The 18,517-nt window shown below is 64.3% G+C and carries 12 protein-coding genes; 6 read left to right on the top strand and 6 right to left on the bottom strand.

All coding sequences use genetic code 11. The features are described 5' to 3' along the window. Positions 1-13 precede the first annotated feature (13 nt). Positions 14-3,511 carry a transcription-repair coupling factor gene (gene mfd / locus X757_RS156420; RefSeq protein WP_023725733.1) on the bottom strand — a complete coding sequence of 1,166 codons (3,498 nt, stop codon included), beginning with the start codon at positions 3,509-3,511 and terminating at the stop codon, positions 14-16. Between the two features lie 10 nt (positions 3,512-3,521). After that, positions 3,522-3,809 (bottom strand): succinate dehydrogenase assembly factor 2, encoded by a 288-nt coding sequence (locus tag X757_RS156425; protein ID WP_023725732.1) that lies wholly within the window; start codon positions 3,807-3,809, stop codon positions 3,522-3,524. A gap of 314 nt (positions 3,810-4,123) precedes the next feature. Here X757_RS156425 and recG point away from each other — a divergent pair, with 314 nt between their 5' ends. Continuing rightward, positions 4,124-6,232, top strand: coding sequence for an ATP-dependent DNA helicase RecG (gene recG / locus X757_RS156430; RefSeq protein ID WP_023688323.1), 2,109 nt, complete (start codon positions 4,124-4,126; stop codon positions 6,230-6,232). On the opposite strand, the gene X757_RS156435 is transcribed toward recG, so the two are convergent. The 4 genes from X757_RS156435 to X757_RS156450 all read right to left on the bottom strand — a co-directional run bounded on the left by X757_RS156435 (position 6,184) and on the right by X757_RS156450 (position 11,310). Next, complete coding sequence (locus X757_RS156435) at positions 6,184-6,954, bottom strand: DUF502 domain-containing protein (RefSeq protein WP_031193123.1); 771 nt, start codon at positions 6,952-6,954, stop codon at positions 6,184-6,186. The genes recG and X757_RS156435 overlap by 49 nt on opposite strands. 92 nt (positions 6,955-7,046) lie before the next feature. Then, the gene (glmS, locus tag X757_RS156440) at positions 7,047-8,870 is read right to left on the bottom strand and encodes a glutamine--fructose-6-phosphate transaminase (isomerizing) (RefSeq protein WP_023701181.1); all 1,824 of its coding nucleotides are present in this window, start codon (positions 8,868-8,870) and stop codon (positions 7,047-7,049) included. Positions 8,871-9,064: 194 nt separating this feature from the next. Continuing rightward, a complete protein-coding gene (gene glmU / locus X757_RS156445; RefSeq protein ID WP_023725731.1) occupies positions 9,065-10,438 on the bottom strand; it encodes a bifunctional UDP-N-acetylglucosamine diphosphorylase/glucosamine-1-phosphate N-acetyltransferase GlmU in 1,374 nt (457 codons plus the stop codon). Positions 10,439-10,560: 122 nt separating this feature from the next. After that, complete coding sequence (locus X757_RS156450; RefSeq protein ID WP_023725730.1) at positions 10,561-11,310, bottom strand: cytochrome c biogenesis CcdA family protein; 750 nt, start codon at positions 11,308-11,310, stop codon at positions 10,561-10,563. 217 nt (positions 11,311-11,527) lie between these two features. Here X757_RS156450 and X757_RS156455 point away from each other — a divergent pair, with 217 nt between their 5' ends. The 5 genes from X757_RS156455 (at position 11,528) to X757_RS156475 (ending at position 18,473) form a co-directional block, all read left to right on the top strand. Then, on the top strand, positions 11,528-11,905 hold the full coding sequence (locus X757_RS156455) for a hypothetical protein (protein ID WP_023725729.1): 378 nt from the start codon (positions 11,528-11,530) through the stop codon (positions 11,903-11,905). 316 nt (positions 11,906-12,221) lie between these two features. Next, positions 12,222-14,885, top strand: a complete 2,664-nt coding sequence (gene topA / locus X757_RS156460) for a type I DNA topoisomerase (RefSeq protein ID WP_023725728.1) — start codon at positions 12,222-12,224, stop codon at positions 14,883-14,885. A gap of 4 nt (positions 14,886-14,889) precedes the next feature. Further along, positions 14,890-17,196, top strand: coding sequence for a ribonuclease R (rnr, locus tag X757_RS156465; protein WP_023725727.1), 2,307 nt, complete (start codon positions 14,890-14,892; stop codon positions 17,194-17,196). Beyond that, complete coding sequence (locus X757_RS156470; RefSeq protein ID WP_031194788.1) at positions 17,196-17,648, top strand: DUF983 domain-containing protein; 453 nt, start codon at positions 17,196-17,198, stop codon at positions 17,646-17,648. Before rnr ends, X757_RS156470 begins: the two co-directional genes overlap by 1 nt. Before the next feature lie 84 nt (positions 17,649-17,732). Next, positions 17,733-18,473, top strand: coding sequence for an NUDIX hydrolase (locus X757_RS156475; RefSeq protein WP_023725726.1), 741 nt, complete (start codon positions 17,733-17,735; stop codon positions 18,471-18,473). Positions 18,474-18,517: the final 44 nt, after the last annotated feature.

Genomic DNA, 18,517 nt, shown 5'->3' with positions numbered 1-18,517 from the left:
GGTAGCCGGCGGGCTATGCGGCCTTCTCCACCAGCCGCGCCAACTGCGTCATGACGACAGCCGAGCCCGCCAGACGCTTCTCGGCTGTCGGCCAGTCGCGGATGAAGACCACGCTGTGGTCGGCCCTGATCTTGGCCAGCGAGCCCTGTTCGCCCATATATTTGACCAGCCCGACCGGGTTGGAAAACTCGCGCTTGCGGAAGTGGATGACAACGCCCTTGGGGCCGGCATCGAGCTTTTCGACATTGGCCCTCCGGCAGAGTGCCTTGATGAAGACGATCTTGAGCAGATGCTTCACTTCCTCCGGCAGCGGGCCGAAGCGGTCGATCAGCTCGGCGCCGAAAGCATCGATCTCCTCGGTGTTTTCGAGATCGCCAAGGCGGCGGTAGAGCGCCAGCCTGAGCTGCAGGTCCGGCACATAGCTCTCCGGGATCATGACAGCCGTGCCGACGGCGATCTGCGGCGACCAGCCGCCATCCTGAACCTCGCCGGAATCCTTCACCTCGGCCACCGCCTCTTCCAGCATCTGCTGGTAAAGCTCGAAGCCGACCTCCTTGATGTGTCCGGATTGTTCTTCGCCGAGTAGATTGCCGGCGCCCCTGATGTCGAGGTCGTGGCTGGCGAGCTGGAACCCGGCGCCAAGCGTGTCCAGCGACTGCAGCACCTTCAGCCGGCGCTCGGCCGTGTCGGTGAGCTTGCGGTTGGCCGGCAGCGTGAACAACGCATATGCCCGCACCTTGGAACGGCCGACGCGGCCGCGCAGCTGGTAGAGCTGCGACAGGCCGAACATATCGGCGCGATGGATGATCAGCGTGTTGGCGGTCGGAATGTCGAGCCCGGATTCGACGATGGTGGTCGACAACAGCACGTCGTACTGGCCGTCATAGAAGGCGTTCATGATGTCGTCGAGTTCGCCCGGCGGCATCTGGCCATGGGCCACCGCCACCTTCAGCTCGGGGACGGATTCGCGCAGGAAATCATGGATTTCGGCGAGATCGCTGATGCGCGGAACGACATAGAAGGAATGGCCGCCGCGGTAGCGTTCGCGCAGCAGCGTCTCGCGGATGACCAGCGGGTCGAAAGGCGAGATGAAGGTGCGCACCGCCATGCGGTCGACCGGCGGCGTGGCGATCAGCGACAGTTCGCGCACGCCGGTCAAGGCAAGCTGCAGCGTGCGCGGGATCGGCGTCGCCGACAGCGTCAGCACATGGACGTCGGTCTTGAGGTCCTTCAGCCGTTCCTTGTGCTTGACTCCAAAATGCTGCTCCTCGTCGATGATCAGCAGGCCGAGATTCTTGAACGAGATCGCCGACCCGAGCAGTGCATGGGTGCCGATGACGATGTCGACCTGCCCCTCGGCGATGGCTTTCTTGGTTTCCGCCAGTTCCTTGGCGCCGACCAGCCGCGAGGCCTGGCCGACGCGGATCGGCAGGCCGGAGAAGCGCTGCGAAAAAGTCTTGAAATGCTGGCGCGACAACAGCGTCGTCGGCACCACGACCGCGACCTGGAACCCTTCCATCGCCGCGATGAAGGCGGCGCGCAACGCCACTTCGGTCTTGCCGAAGCCGACATCGCCGCAGATCAGCCGGTCCATCGGCTTGCCGGCGCCGAGATCGTCCACGACGGCATCGATCGCGCCCTGCTGGTCGTCGGTCTCCTCATAGGGAAAGCGCGCCGAGAATTCGCCGTAAAGCCCTTCCGCCGGCACCATGGGCGGCGCGGTACGCATCTGGCGCTCGGCGGCAATGCGGATCAACTGTCCGGCCATGTCGAGCAGGCGCTTCTTCAGCCGCGCCTTGCGCGACTGCCAGGCGCCGCCGCCGAGCTTGTCCAGCGTCGCCTCGGCTGTGTCAGAGCCGTAGCGCGACAGAAGCTCGATGTTTTCCACCGGCAGGAACAGCCGGTCGTCGCCGGCATAGTGGATTTCCAGGCAATCATGCGGCGCACCGACCGCCTCGATGGTGCGCAGGCCGATGAAACGGCCAATGCCGTGATCAGCATGGACGACGATGTCGCCCGCCGACAACGACGACGCCTCGGCGATGAAATCCGACGCGCGCTTCTTGCGCTTCGAGCGCCGGATCAGCCGGTCGCCCAGAATATCCTGTTCGGCGACGACGACCAGTTGTTCGGTCTCGAAGCCGGATTCCAGCGGCAGCACCGCAAGCGCCGCCTGGCCCGGCTCGAGTTTTTCCGCCTCGGCCAACGTCGCCACCGGCACCAGATTGCCGAGATGATGCTCGGCCAGGATCTGGCCAAGCCGGTCGAGCGAGCCTTCGGTCCAGCCGGCGACGATGACCCGCCGGCGTGCCGCGCGCTCGTCGGCAATATGCTTCACCACGACGTCGAAGACGTTGGCGTTGGGGTCGGCACGTTCCTCGGCGAAGCTGCGGCCGTGGCGCGAACCGCCATGGAACACCTTTTTGGCCCCGACATCGGGCGCGTCGAAGGCGGTGAAGTCGATGGCTTCGCGCGGACCGAGGGACGCTACGAGGTTTTCCGGTGAGAGATAGAGCAGGTCCGGCGCCACCGGCTTGTAGGGCACGGCGTCCTTCAAGGCGGCGTCGGCCTGTTTGCGGCGCGCTTCGTAGTGGTCGAGGATCAGCGTGTGACGCTCAGCCAGCGCTTCGTGCGCCAGATGGTCGAAGATGACAGGCGCATCCGGCAGATAATCAAACACTGTCTCCAGCCGCTCGTAGAACAGCGGCAGCCAGTGCTCCATGCCGGCAAAGCGCCGCCCTTCGCTCACCGCCGCATAAAGGCCGTCGTCGCGCTGCGGCGCGCCAAAGGCTTCGATATAGGAGCGCCGGAAGCGGCTGATGGTTTCGGGGGTCAGCGCCACTTCACTCATCGCCTGCAGCGCCATCGACTTGCGCTGGCCGGTGGTGCGCTGCGTGGCGGCGTCGAAGACGCGGATCGATTCCAGCGTGTCGCCGAAGAAATCGAGCCGCAGTGCTTCCGTCCAGCCGGGTGCGTAGAGGTCGAGGATGCCGCCGCGCACGGCGAATTCGCCGATACCGCGCACCGTCGGCACCCGCTCGAAGCCGGAAATCTCCAGCCGGGACACCAGCGCGTTCATGTCGATCTGGTTGCCGGGCTTTGCGTGGAAAGTCTGCGCTTCGACCAGATCGGCCGGCGGAATGCGCTGCAGCAGCGCATTGGCAGTGGTCAGGATGACCGCGCGATGCGGCTTTTTTGCCAGCGCGATCATCGCCGTCAGGGCGTCGAGCCGCTTGGCAGCGGCATCGGAGCCTGGCGAAACGCGGTCATAGGGCAGGCAATCCCAGGCCGGCAACTCCAGCACCGGCAGGCCGGGGGCGGCAAAGGTCAGCGCCTCGATGATCGACGGCAGGCGCTGGCCGTCGCGCGCCACGAACAGCACCGGTTTGTCAGGCGCAATCTCATGGATCGCCTGCACCAGCGCAAAGGCTTCGTAGCCATCGGCAACGCCGTCGACGATGAACTGGCCGGCACGGCCTTTCGGCAGACCGATTTTGGGAATGAGGCTCATGGTTGCACGTTTAAAATGTCATGGTCCGGCGCGATGCCAGGATCTTTTGCAGGACGGCACAGTCGATATTCCTGTGAACCGGGCGTTCGCCGGTGACCATGGGCAGGAATTCGGTGTCGGGGATGTCGAGCAGCCTTTCATATTGGTCGATTTCATCGCCGGTCAAGGCGCCGATCTCGTTGTCGGCAAACGTACCGAGGATAAGGTCCATCTCGCGCATCCCGCGATGCCAGGAGCGGAACAACAGCTTGCGGCGCCTGATATCCAGCCCCTCGCTTGATCGTTTCGTCCCGGTCATCGTGCCGCATCCTTGCTTGGTGCGGCGCATATAGCGTGGATAGAGGGCGGTGTCAGCCTTGCAACGCACGGGTGGGCGGCTAAACATCCCGGGTGTGAAGAACACTCCTGACAACGCTGGTGCCGGACACCGCCCGCACTTCACCCTCCCCCTTGTGGGGAGGGTCGGCGAGCACGCTTCGCAAAGCGAAGCGAGTGAGACGGGGTGGGGGTGCGGCGCTGACCTACCGACTTCCTCGAAAGTTAGACGCGTACCTACCCCCACCCCGCTCCGCTTCGCGGATCGACCCTCCCCACAGGGGGGAGGGTAAAGGCATGCGCCCCTCCCTCCTCGACCCTCTCTTCGTCCCCATCACTTCGCTTGCCGGCGTCGGCCCCAAGGTTGGCGCTCTGATCGAGAAGGTGGTGGCGGCCGATCTCGGCGAACGGCCGGCGCGCGCGGGCGACCTGTTGTTCGTGCTGCCGCACACCGTCATCGACCGTCGCAATCGTCCCGGCATCGCGCTTGCGCCGGCCGGCGCCATCGTCACGCTCGACGTGCGCATCGACCGCCACCAGCCGCCGCCGCGCGGCAACCGGTCGGTGCCTTACCGCGTCTATGCCCATGACGACACCGGCGAGATCGGCCTGATCTTCTTCCACGCCCATGCCGCCTATCTCGAAAAGGCGATGCCGGTGGGCGAGCATGTCGTCGTCTCCGGCCGCATGGAGTGGTTCAACGGCCGCCCGACCATGGTCCATCCCGACCATATCGCCCTGGTGAGCGAGGCGGAAACACTGCCGCTGGTCGAACCGGTCTATCCGCTGACCGCCGGCCTGTCGGGCAAGGTGCTGCGCCGCGCCATCGGCCAGGCGCTCGGCCGGCTGCCGGAATTGCCGGAATGGCAGGACGGCGCCTTCATGCGCAAGCAGACTTTCCCCGCCTTCGCCGACGCGCTCGCCCGCATCCACTATCCCGCGGACCCGATCGATGTCGCCATCGAGGGGGTGGCATGGCGCCGCCTTGCCTATGACGAGCTTCTCGCCGGCCAGGTCTCGCTGGCATTGGTGCGGGCAAAAGTGCGCCGGCTGTCGGGCCGGCCGCTCATCGGCGACGGTCGCATCGTCGAGAAACTGCGCGCAGCCCTGCCCTATTCATTGACCGGCAGCCAGGAATTCGCGCTTGCCGAAATCAATGCCGATCTGGCCGACCCCGAGCGCATGCTGCGCCTGCTGCAAGGCGATGTCGGGTCCGGCAAGACGGTGGTGGCGCTGCTGGCCATGGGGCGCGCAGTCGAGGCCGGCGGCCAGGCGGCCTTGATGGCGCCGACCGAAATCCTGGCGCGCCAGCATCTGGCGACAATCACGCCGCTGGCCGAACAGGCCGGCCTGCGCGTCGCTATCCTGACCGGCCGCGAAAAGGGCCGCGAACGCACTGAAACGCTATCAGGTCTCGCCAGCGGCGAGATCGACATCGTCGTCGGCACCCATGCGCTGTTCCAGGAAACGGTGACCTATCACGACCTCGTCTTTGCCGTGGTCGACGAGCAACACCGCTTCGGCGTCCACCAGCGGCTTGCCATCACCGCCAAGGGCGACGCCCCCGACATGCTGGTGATGACGGCGACGCCGATCCCGCGCACTCTGGTGCTGACCGCCTTCGGCGACATGGACGTCTCCAAGCTGACGGAAAAACCGATCGGCCGCCAGCCGATCCGCACCGTAACGCTGCCGCTGGAACGGCTGGACGAACTGGTCGGGCGCATGCTGGATGCCGTTGCCGACGGCCAGAAGATCTACTGGATCTGCCCGCTGGTCGAGGAATCCGAAGAGATCAAGCTGATGTCGGCCGAGGACCGTTTTGCCTCGCTGCAGCCCTTGTTCGGCGATCGCATCGGCCTCGTCCACGGCCGCATGAAGGGGGCTGAAAAAGACGAGGCGATGCGCGCCTTCAAGGCCGGCGAAACCCGCATCCTGATCGCCACCACCGTCATCGAGGTCGGCGTCGACGTGCCGGACGCTACGATCATGGTCATCGAGCATGCCGAACGTTTTGGTCTCGCGCAACTGCACCAGCTGCGCGGCCGCGTCGGGCGCGGCGACAAGCCTTCTTCCTGCGTGCTGCTCTACAAGGACCCGCTCGGCGAGACGGCAAAACGCCGGCTGTCGGTGATGCGCGAGACCGAGGACGGTTTCCTGATCGCCGAAGAGGATCTGAAGCTGCGCGGCGAAGGCGAATTGCTCGGCACCCGCCAGTCCGGCACGCCGGGCTTCCAGGTGGCGCGCATCGAGGTGCACGCCGACTTGCTCGAAGCAGCCCGCGACGATGCAAGGCTGATCCTGTCGCGCGACCCGGAACTACAGTCTGAGCGCGGCGAGGCGCTGCGCCTGCTGCTCTATTTGTTCGGCCGCGACGAGGCCGTACGGCTCTTGCGCGCCGGCTGAGCGCCCTCGGCGATCAGCCCGCCAAGCGGCGGGTTGGCGAGATCTCCGTCGATCGGCTGGCCGTTCATAGTCACCATTTTCGGCTTGACTTCGGGCGCCACCAGCCCGGCCGAGACGATCAGCCTGGCGCCGTCCTCGATCGTCATGTCGAGCAGCACGATGTCGGATTTCGGCACGTACATCAGGAAACCGGTGGTAGGGTTCGGCGTGCACGGCATGAACACGGCGATCATCGGGTCGCCTGCATGGTCGAGCTTCTGGTTGATCTCGGTTTCCTTCTCGCTGGCGACGAAGACCAGCGACCAGACGCCTTTTCGCGGATATTCGACCAGCCCGACCTGGCGGAACATATCGCCCTTGTTCGACAGCACCGTCTGGAAAATCTGCTTCAGCGAACCGTAGATGCCGCGCACCAGCGGCATACGGCCAAGCAGCCGTTCGCCGAAATTGACGATGGCGCGACCGACGATGTTGGCGGTCATGAAGCCGATCAGCGTGATCAGCACGAGCGCCACGATCAGGCCGAAGCCGGGCACCGGAAACGGCAAATAGGTGTCGGGGCTGTAGCGCGCCGGAATGTACGGCTTCACCCAGGAATCGACCCAGCCGACGAACGACCAGGCGATATAGGCGGTGATCGCCAGCGGCGCGCAGACGATAAAGCCTGTGAGGAAATAGTTCCTCAGCCGGGTCATGCCTGAAGTTCTGGGAGCATCGGACATGGTTCACCGGGGACGCGGGTTGCAGCGCCACACTAGTGAAGCGGACGGCGCTTTGGAACTGCGAAGTTTTTTAGACCCCCGATGAGCGCCGACTACTCCACCGTCACCGATTTCGCCAGGTTGCGCGGCTGGTCGACGTCCGTCCCCATGAACACGGCGGCGTAGTAGGCCAGCATCTGGATCGGCAGCGCATAGATGATCGGCGAGATGATTTCCGGCACGTCGGGCAGGATGATCGTCTCCATCGTCTTGACGCTGACCTGCGCCGCGCCCTTGGCGTCGGTGATCAGGATGATCTTGCCGCCGCGCGCCGCCACTTCCTGCATGTTCGACACGGTTTTTTCGAAGATGCGATCATGCGGCGCGATGACGATGACCGGCATGTTCTCGTCGATCAGCGCGATCGGCCCGTGCTTCAGTTCGCCCGCGGCATAACCCTCGGCATGGATGTAAGAGATTTCCTTGAGTTTCAGCGCGCCTTCCATGGCCAGCGGGAAATTGGTGTCGCGTCCGAGATAGAGCACGTCCTTGTAGCGCGAGATTTCGCGCGCGATGCGCTCGATCTGCTCTTCGAGCTTCAGTACCTGGTTGGCGTAGCGAGGCGCCTCCGAAAGAGCGCGCACCAGCGTCTTTTCCTCATCCTTCGAGATCGTGCCGCGCGCCACACCCGCACGCACCGCCAGCGAGGCCAGCACCGAAAGCTGGCAGGTGAAAGCCTTGGTCGAGGCGACGCCGATCTCCGGCCCGGCCAGCGTCGGCAGCACGACGTCGGATTCGCGCGCCATGGTCGATTCGCGCACATTGACGATGGCGCCGATCTTCATGCCCGCCTTGCGGCAATAGCGCAGCGAGGCCAGCGTGTCGGCGGTTTCGCCGGACTGCGAGATGAAGAAGGCGGCATCATCCGCCGATAACGGCATTTCGCGGTAGCGGAATTCCGAGGCGACATCGATGTCGACCGGCAGCCGCGCATAGCGCTCGAACCAGTATTTGCTGATCAGGCCGGCTAGATAGGCGGTGCCGCAGGCCGAGATCGCCAGCCGGCCGATCTTGGCAAAGTCGAACGGCAGTTCCAGCGGCTTCGACACGCCAGAGACGAAATCGACATAGTGCGCCAGCGTATGCGAGATCACTTCCGGCTGTTCATGGATTTCCTTTTCCATGAAATGGCGGCGGTTGCCCTTGTCGACCATGAAGCTGGTCGACAGTGATTGCTGGCGCTTGCGGGCAACCTCTTTGCCGTCGATGTCGAAGATGGTGACGCCATCGCGGCGCACCACCGCCCAGTCGCCGTCTTCGAGGTAGGTGATGGAATTGGTGAACGGCGCCAGCGCGATGGCGTCGGAGCCCAGAAACATCTCGCCATCGCCATGGCCGACGGCCAGCGGAGGGCCATTGCGGGCGCCGACGATGAGGTCCTCGTCGCCGGTGAACATGATGGCCAGAGCAAAGGCGCCTTCCAGTCGCTTCAGCGCCTGATGCGCCGCCTCGATCGGCTTCAACCCCTTGGCGAGTTCGCGCGCCACCAGATGCGCTACGACCTCGGTGTCGGTCTGCGACGAGAAGGAATAGCCGTCGCGGATCAGCTCATCGCGCAACTCGGCGAAATTCTCGATGATGCCGTTGTGAACGATGGCGACGCCGTTGGAAAAATGCGGATGGGCGTTGGTCTCGTTGGGCACGCCATGGGTCGCCCATCGCGTGTGGCCGATGCCGATGGTGCCGTCGAGCGGTTCTTCCTTCAGCCGGCGTTCGAGGTTGATGAGCTTGCCTTCGGCGCGGCGGCGGCCGAGCGCACCTTTCTCGACGGTGGCGACTCCGGCGGAGTCATAGCCACGATATTCAAGCCGCTTCAAAGCATCGACAATGAGCGGCGCGACTTGGCTCTGGCCGACAATTCCGACGATACCGCACATGCGCCTGCCCCCGATTCACCTGGAAAACCAGTCCCGATGGAAAACCAGCGTTATCTAGGGATTGCCGGCCCGCCGCGAAAGTCACTTTGCATTTCGTCTGGTGTAACGGAACGCTTCTCAACCCGATGCACCATGACACACCGCTCTTGCAATCCGGTTACCGCAATTCCTCGGTTGTTCAATTGCTTCGGCGGTTAATGGTCGGTGCCGGCCTTTTTCTTCGCCGCCGCGGCCGAGGCAAAGCGCTCGCGCAATTCCTTGCCTTTCCCGGGAATGGTCTTCTGGCGGGCGCGGCCGAAGGCCAGCGCATCGTCCGGCACGCTTTCGGTGATGACGCTGCCCGAGGCGATGTAGCCACCCTTGCCGATGGAAACCGGCGCCACCAGCGACGAGTTCGAGCCGACAAAGGCACCCTCGCCGATATCGGTGAAGAACTTTGAATAACCATCATAGTTGCAGGTGATGGTGCCGGCGCCGATATTGGCCCCCGCGCCCACACGGGCATCGCCGATATAGGTCAGATGATTGACCTTGGCGCCCTCCTCGATGACCGCCTGCTTGACCTCGCAGAAATTGCCGACCTTGGCCTTTTGCCTCAGATCGGCGCCAGGCCTGAGCCGCGCGAACGGACCGACGTCGCAATTGGAGGCGATGGTGGCGCCCTCTATGTGGCTGAAAGCGTGTATCTTGGCCCCGGTTGCAATTTTCACGCCCGGGCCGAACCAGACATTGGGCTCGACGATCGTGTCGGCGCCGATTTCGGTGTCGTGCGAGAAATACACGGTCTCCGGCGCGATCAGCGTTACGCCCGACAGCATCGCCTCGTGCCGGCGACGCGTCTGCCAGATGTCTTCCGCCTGCGCCAGTTCGGCTCGGTTGTTGATGCCTAGCGCACTCTCGAAGCTGGTTTCGGTGGCAACGACATCTACGCCCTGCGCGCTGGCGATCTCGACGATGTCGGTGAGATAGAACTCGCCCTTGGCGTTCTTGTTGCCGACCTTGTCGAGCAGTTCGAGCGCATGAGCGCCGGCCACCGCCATCATGCCGGCATTGCAGAAGCCGATCTTCTTTTCCTCGGCGGAGCAGTCCTTCTCTTCGCGGATGGCAGTCAGCTTGCCGCCCTTTTCGATCAGCCGGCCATAGCCGGCCGGGCTGAGCGGACGGAAACCGATCACCACGACGGCCGCGCCATCGGCAAGCTTTCGCCGTGCGGTCACCAGGGCTTCAGCATCGATCAGCGGAGTGTCGCCGAACATCACGAGAATGTCGTCATAACCCCTTGATATTGCACCGCGTGCGGCCAGCACGGCATGCGCGGTGCCGAGCCGCTTCTCCTGCACGAACGTCTCGGCCTTGGGCGCGAATTTCGCCGCCGCCTTGCGCATATCATCGGCGCCATGGCCGATCACCAGCGCCTGGCTGCGGGCGCCGGCGGCCTCGGCCGCTTTCACCACATGGGCGACCATCGGCAGTCCGGCGATCTGGTGCAGCACCTTCGGCATCGCGCTCTTCATGCGCGTGCCTTCACCGGCGGCGAGAATGACGGACAAGCAGGATCTCTGGCTCATGGAAGGACAACCGTATGAATGGGATCAGGAATCGCAGAGTGGTAGCATCTGGCGCCATGCTGCACCAATGGGGTTAAATTCCGGTGAGGTGATGAGGCAGTTCACTCTCGATCAGCGGATCTCTACCCCAGCCGGCCCAGCAGCGGAAAGGTCTCCAGCAGCCAATAGGACACCGTCTGCACGCCGCCGGTGAGGAAGAACACCCCGGCGACGACCAGCAGCGCGCCGATCGCCTTTTCGACGCGGCCGAGATGGACGCGGAATTTGCCGAGGAAGCGCATGAAGGCGCCGGAGAACAGGGCAGCAATCAGGAACGGAATGCCGAGGCCAAGCGAATAGGCGGCAAGCAGAAGAGCGCCCTCGCCCACCGTCTCGCGGCCGCCGGCCAAGGTCAGGATCGGCCCCAGCACCGGGCCGATGCACGGCGTCCAGCCAAAGGCGAAGGCCAGCCCCATGACATAGGCGGCGACCATGCTGGCGGGCTTGCCCTGCGACTGGAAGCGCGCCTCGCGCGACAAAAGCGGGATGCGCAGGATGCCGAGGAAATTCAGCCCCATCAGGATGATCAGCACCCCGGCAGCCATCGCCAGCGGCTCCTGCCAGACGCGCAGCCAGTGGCCGATGGTCGAGGCGCCGGCGCCAAGCGCCACGAACACGGTGGAGAAACCGAGTACGAAGGCGAGCGAGGAATAGATGAGCGCGCCGCGGGCGCCGGCCTTGGCCGTGACGCCGGCATCGTCACCGCGAAAATCGTCGACCGACACGCCGGCCATGTAGCAGAGATAGGGAGGCACCAGCGGCAGCACGCAAGGCGACAGGAACGAGATCGCCCCCGCTCCGACCGCGCTGACATAGCCGACGTCCAATGGCATTCCAGAACTCCAGATTCCCTGGCGCCGATATAGCGGTGCAAACCCGTGTTCGCCAATCACCATCGTGTGGCATTTGGCTACAGATACGGTCCGGCGGACGAATTGTTGGCGGCCAATCCCAAGTTGACCAAGCCGGGGAAGAAATGTCCCTCGCCGAGCGTTCACAGAGCGAAGCCGCGATTTCTGCGCGCTTCGTCGGATCACCAGGGAGATTTCCATGAAAACGATCACCGTCGGCCTGGCCGCCCTTCTGCTCAGCACCGCCGCATCCTTCGCCGCCGAAGCGTGGAAGGAAGCCGAAGTCGGTGGCACCAAGATCTACACCGATGCCAATGGCATGACGCTCTATACCTATGACAAGGACGAGAAGGGCAAGACCAACTGCTACGACAAATGCGCCACCAACTGGCCGCCGCTGAAGGCCGAGGACGGCGCTAAGGCGGACGACGAATGGACCATCGTCGACCGCACCGACGGCACCAAGATGTGGGCCTATGACGGCAAGCCGGTCTACACCTTCATCAAGGACAAGAAGGCCGGTGACATCACGGGCGACGGCGTCGGCGAAGTCTGGCACATCGTCAAGGCCGACTGATCGTCCGAACCTCTATCCCGCACCCCATCGGCGGGACTCGGCTGGCCGCCGGCTCCAAGCGACCCGGCGACCAGTTCGGCATTTACGCGCAGCACGAACTGGTCGCGGCGCCTTTCCCGGTGGCTCGAAACACGAACCGTCCCAGACAAAAATTTTGTGATCTTCTCCATACACTCTAAGAGTGTATTGCGGCACACGCCTCCGCATTTTGGCCGCTTGCCCTTGACCGATCGCAAAAGCGCGGCCATGTGAGCGACCAATTGAATGCGTCACGCAGCGGAATTCTTCTGCCGCCCCACAGCTGATATGAGACCTCATGGACGTCGTCGTCGTCGAATCGCCGGCCAAGGCAAAGACAATCAACAAGTATCTCGGCAAGAACTTCAAGGTTCTGGCCTCGTTCGGCCATGTCCGCGATCTGCCGGCCAAGGATGGTTCGGTGCGTCCCGACGAGGATTTCGCCATGTCCTGGGCGGTCGACACCGCGTCCGGAAAGCGTCTCACCGACATAGCCAACGCGGTCAAGGATGCCGATGGCCTGATCCTCGCCACCGATCCGGATCGCGAGGGCGAAGCCATTTCCTGGCACGTGCTGGAGGTGCTCAAGCAGAAGCGCGTGTTGAAGGACAAGCCGGTCAGCCGCGTCGTCTTCAATGCCATCACCAAGTCGTCGGTGCTGGAAGCGATGGCCAATCCGCGCCAGATCGATGCGCCATTGGTCGATGCCTATCTGGCTCGCCGCGCACTCGATTATCTCGTCGGCTTCACGCTGTCGCCGGTGCTGTGGCGCAAATTGCCGGGCGCCCGTTCCGCCGGCCGCGTCCAGTCGGTGGCGCTGCGCCTGGTCTGCGACCGCGAATCCGAAATCGAACGTTTCGTCCGCGAGGAATACTGGCAGATCGCTGCCCTCCTCGGCACGCCACGTAACGACAGCTTCGAGGCGCGGCTGACCGCGTTCGAGCGCAAGAAGCTGCAGAAGCTCGACATCGCCAGCAAGGCGCAGGCCGACGATATCAAGGGCATGCTCGAAGGCGCGACCTTCAAGGCTCTGTCGGTGGAAGCCAAGCCGACGCGGCGCAATCCTGGCCCGCCCTTCACCACTTCGACGCTGCAGCAGGCGGCATCGTCGGGCCTCGGCTTTTCGGCGACGCGCACCATGCAAGTGGCGCAGCGCCTCTATGAAGGCATGGAGATCGGCGGCGAGACCACCGGCCTGATCACCTATATGCGAACCGACGGCGTGCAGATGGCGCCGGAGGCGATCGACGCCGCCCGCGACACCATCGCCAAGGAATTCGGCCCAAGATACCTCCCGGAAAAGCCGCGCCAGTACACAGCCAAGGCCAAGAATGCCCAGGAAGCGCACGAGGCGGTCCGCCCGACCGATTTCATGCGCACGCCGGCTTCGGTCAGGCAGTATCTCGATTCCGACCAGCTGCGGCTTTACGAATTGATCTGGAAGCGCGCCATCGCCAGCCAGATGCAGTCGGCCGAGATCGAGCGTACCACGGTCGAAATCGAGGCGGTCAATGGCGCTCGCACCGCGGAGCTTCGCGCCGTCGGTTCCGTCGTTCGCTTCGACGGCTTCATCGCCGCCTACACCGACCAGAAGGACGACGACGCCGAAGACGAGGAAAACCGTCGTCTGCCCGAGATCCGTGCCGGCGAGCAGCTGGCCCGTCAGGCGATCAATGCCACCCAGCACACCACCGAGCCGCCGCCGCGCTACTCCGAGGCGTCGCTGATCAAGAAGCTGGAAGAGCTCGGCATCGGCCGTCCGTCGACCTACACCGCGATCCTGAAGACGTTGGAAGACCGTGACTACGTCACCATCGACAAGCGCCGGCTGGTGCCGCAGGCCAAGGGCCGGCTGCTGTCGGCTTTCCTCGAAAGCTTCTTCGAGCGCTATGTCGAATATGACTTCACGGCCTCACTCGAGGAAAAACTTGACGAGATTTCCGACGGCAAGCTCGCCTGGAAGGACGTGCTGCGCGACTTCTGGAAAGATTTTTCCGGCGCCGTCGCCGACATCAAGGAACTGCGCGTCACCGACGTGCTCGATGCGCTGAACGAGGAACTGGCGCCGCTGGTGTTCCCCGCGCGGGAGGATGGCTCGAATCCCCGCATTTGCCCAAAATGCGGCTCCGGCAATCTGTCGCTGAAACTCGGCAAGTTCGGCGCCTTCGTCGGCTGCTCCAATTATCCGGAATGTTCCTTTACCCGCCAGCTCGGCGATGCCGCCAACCCGAATGGCGAGAATGGCGGCGGCGAGGACGGCACCAAGGTGCTCGGCAACGATCCCTACACGGCAGAGGAAATCACGCTGCGCTCAGGCCGCTTCGGTCCTTATATCCAGCGCGGCGACGGCAAGGAAGCCAAGCGGTCCAGCCTGCCCAAGGGCTGGACGCCCGACTCGATCGACCATGAAAAGGCCTTGGCGCTGCTGTCGCTGCCGCGCGATATCGGCAAGCATCCTGAATCCGGCAAGATGATCTCCGCCGGGCTTGGCCGCTATGGTCCATTCGTTTTGCATGATGGCACCTATGCCAATGTCGACAGCATAGAGGATGTGTTCTCGATCGGCCTCAACCGCGCTGTCACCGTGATCGCCGAGAAGCAGCTGAAGGGCAAGGGCGGCCGCAATGGCGGCACTGCGGCGGCGCTGAAGGAACTCGGCGACCATCCCGATGGCGGCGGCAAGATCGTCGTGCGCGATGGCAAATACGGGCCCTATGTCAACTACGGCAAGGTCAACGCGACACTGCCCAAGGGCAAGGATCCGCAGTCGGTGACCGTCGAGGACGCGGTGGCGCTGATTGCCGAGAAGGAAGCCAAAGGCGGCGGCAAGAAGCCGTTCCGCAAGGCGGCAGCCGCCCGGGCCCCCACAGCCAAGAAAACCACTGCCAAAACAACCACTGGCAAGAAAACCACAGCCAAGAAGTCGGCGACCAAGAAGCCGGCGGCGAAGAAAAAGGGATAGCAGCGTGGCGCGCAGGATCACCGGTAGAAGCCACGGCGATCCGCGCACCGCCGACACGAGGGCCAAAGTCAAGGACGACTACAGGCCCTCGCGTGACGAAATCCTGCGCTACATCGCCGAGAACCCCGACCGCGCGGGAAAACGCGACATCGCAAAGGCGTTTGCCTTGCGCGGCGACGACCGCATCTGGCTGAAGGACATTCTGCGCGACCTGCAGGACGAAGGCATCCTGACCAAGGAGCGCAAGCGGCTGGCCCGTGTCGGCGCCCTGCCCCATGTCGCCGTGCTCGACATTTTCGGCCGCGACGGCGACGGTATTCTGCTGGCGCATCCGGCGGAGGCCGTCGGCACCGGCGAACCGCCGGTGATCTCGATCCGCGTCTCCCGCGGCGGCAATGGCCCGCAGCCTGGCATTGGCGACCGTGTGCTGGCCAAGACCTTCCCGACCGACGAGGCGACCGGGCCTGCCTATACGGGCCGCGTAATGAAGATTTTCGAGAAGCGGACAGATGCCGTGCTGGGCGTCTTCCGGATCCTGAGGGACGGCACCTTCCGCATCGAGCCGGTCGAACGTCGCCAGCCCGAACTGATCGTCGACAAGGAATTCCAGAACGGCGCCAGGAACGGCGACCTTGTCGAGGTCGAGCCCGCGCGGGCCTCCCGGTATGGTTTGCCGCGCGCAAAAGTGCTGGCGGTGCTGGGCTCGCTGACCAGCGAAAAGGCGGTCTCGATGATCGCCATCCACGCGCACGACATTCCGCATATCTTCCCGGCCGACGTCATCGCCGAATCCGAGGCGGTAAAACCGGCGACGCTTGCTCACCGCGAGGACTGGCGCGACCTGCCGCTGGTGACCATCGACCCGGCCGACGCCAAGGACCATGACGACGCCGTCTTCGCCACGCCCGACCTCGACGAGAAGAACCCGGGCGGCGTGATCGCCACGGTGGCGATCGCCGATGTCGGGGCCTATGTCGGCTATGGCACCGCACTCGATCGCGAGGCGCTGAAACGCGGCAATTCTGTCTATTTCCCCGACCGCGTCGTGCCGATGCTGCCAGAGCGCATCTCCAACGACCTGTGCTCGCTGCGCGAAGGCCAGGACCGTCCCGCGCTTGCCGTGCGCATGATTTTTGCCGCCGATGGCCGCAAGCTGCGTCACACCTTCCACCGCGTCATGATGAAATCGGCGGCAAAGCTCGCCTATCCGCAGGCCCAGGCCGCGATAGACGGCCTTCCTGACGACAAGACCGGCCCGATCCTCGACACGGTGCTGAAGCCGCTGTGGGACGCCTACGCCATCCTCAAGCGCGGCCGCGATGGCCGCCAGCCGCTCGAGCTTGATCTGCCGGAGCGCAAGATCCTGCTCAAGCCGGACGGCACCGTCGACCGCGTCATCATCCCGGAGCGGCTCGACGCCCACAAGCTGATCGAAGAATTCATGATCCAGGCCAATGTCGCCGCCGCCGAAACGCTGGAAGCGAAGAAGCAGGCGCTGGTCTACCGCGTCCACGATGCGCCGTCGCTGGCCAAGCAGGAATCGCTGCGCGAGTTCCTGCAGACGCTCGGCCTGTCGCTGGCGCGTGGCGCGCAGATGCGGCCCGCCCAGTTCAACGGCATTCTCGAGCGCGTGCGTGGCGCCGACAATGAGGGGCTGGTCAACGAAGTGGTGCTGCGCTCGCAGAGTCAGGCCGAATATTCGCCCAAGAACATCGGCCATTTCGGCCTCAACCTGAAGCGCTACGCGCATTTCACCTCGCCGATCCGCCGCTATGCCGATCTGATCGTGCATCGCGGGCTGATTGCCGCACTTGGGCTCGGCCCCGGCGGGTTGACGCAGGACGAAGAGACGCGGCTGGAAGACGTCGCGGTGCTGATCTCCGGCACCGAGCGCCGCGCCATGGCGGCCGAGCGCGACACCGTCGACCGGCTGATCGCTGCCTACCTCGCCGAGCGCATCGACGACCGCTTCGACGCCCGCATTTCGGGCGTCACCAAATCGGGACTATTTGTCCAATTGCCGCAGTTTGGCGCAGATGGCTTCATCCCGGTGTCAAGTCTGGATGGCGATTACTATATATATGACGAAACCGCGCGATCGCTGTTCGGAGAACGCACCGGCAAGGGCTATCAGCTTGCCGACCGCGTCGAGGTTCGCCTGATCGAGGTGGCGCCTATGGCCGGGGCGATGCGTTTCGAGATGCTGACCGACCCGAAGCCCCTGCCCGGCTCCAAACGGTCGTTTCACAAGGCAAAAGGCCGCGCCCGCGCGTCGCAATCGCGCCCGGGGTCGCGCGGCAGGAGACGATAATGGCAAGCGAAATGGGAATCCAGAAGCAGGTTTTCGGCGGCGAACATCATTCGGGCCGAGTCGCCCGCCCGCTGTGGACGGCGATGAAGCGCGGCGCCCTTGGCCGCTGCCCGCATTGCGGCGAAGGCAGGTTGTTCGCCGGCTTCACCAAGAGCGTCGACAAATGCGCCGTGTGCGGTGAGGAGTTCCACCACCACCGCGCCGATGACCTGCCCGCTTATCTCGTCATCGTCATCGTCGGCCACATCGTTCTCGGCGCCTTCATGGGCGTCGAGGCGACGTCGACGCTCTCCATGTGGCAGCACATCGCCATTTGGGTGCCGTTGACGATCGTGCTGTCGGTCGCTCTGCTGCAACCGGTCAAGGGCGCCGTCATCGGACTGCAATGGGCGCTCTATATGCACGGCTTCGGCGGCGAAAAAGACGGCACGGAGCCGCATCCCGGAACCTAGTTGCGTCAGGGCAATGTCGCCTGGCGCAACACGCCGCGTGAAAGGCCACTTTCGTTTGCCAGAAGTTTCCGCTAGGTCCTGCGCATGGAAGGTATGACCAAGGCGGAAGTCAGCAGGATGGACCGTGGCGCGGCCGCCCACAGCAGCCAGTCCATACGTCCGCGCGATGCAGCCACCCTGATCCTGCTCGACCGCGAGGGCGACGAGATTCTGGTGCTGATGGGCCGGCGCCATGCAGGCCACGCCTTCATGCCCGGCAAGTTCGTCTTTCCCGGCGGCCGCACCGATTCGGCCGACAGCCGCATTGCCGTTGCCACCCCATTGCTTCCGGAGGAAGAAGCCAGGCTGACCGCCGGCGTCGGCCGCATCAGCCCGTCGCGGGCCCGTGCCATCGCGCTCTCGGCCATCCGCGAGACCTATGAGGAAGCCGGCCTGCTCATCGGCCGCAAAGGCTCTTTCGCAACCGACAAACGCGACTGGCAGGGCTTTGTCGAGCACGGCGTCCAGCCTTCGCTGGCGCCGCTGCGCTTCATCGCCCGCGCCATCACCCCGCCCAATCGCGTGCGTCGTTTCGACACCCGCTTCTTCACCGCCTGGCGCAGCGATGTCGCCGTGGAACTGCCGGGTGGCGGCCCGACCAATGAGCTGGAAGAACTGGTCTGGCTGCCGCTCGCCAAGGCCAGAGAGGCCGATATCCCCGACATCACCCGAACGATCTTGCAGGAACTGGAGACGCGGCTTGCCGACGATCCGCGCCTGCGACCGGGTGGGTCCGTGCCGTTCTACCGGCTTGTCCGCAACCGCTTCGTTCGCGAAATTCTTTAGAGCAATTCCAGGAAAAGTGTGACGCGGTTTTCCGTCCGGAATTG

Source organism: Mesorhizobium sp. LSHC412B00 (assembly GCF_000503035.1).
GTDB lineage: Bacteria > Pseudomonadota > Alphaproteobacteria > Rhizobiales > Rhizobiaceae > Mesorhizobium.
Note: the sequence above shows the minus strand (reverse complement) of the source record. Positions and strands in the feature narration are given on the sequence as shown.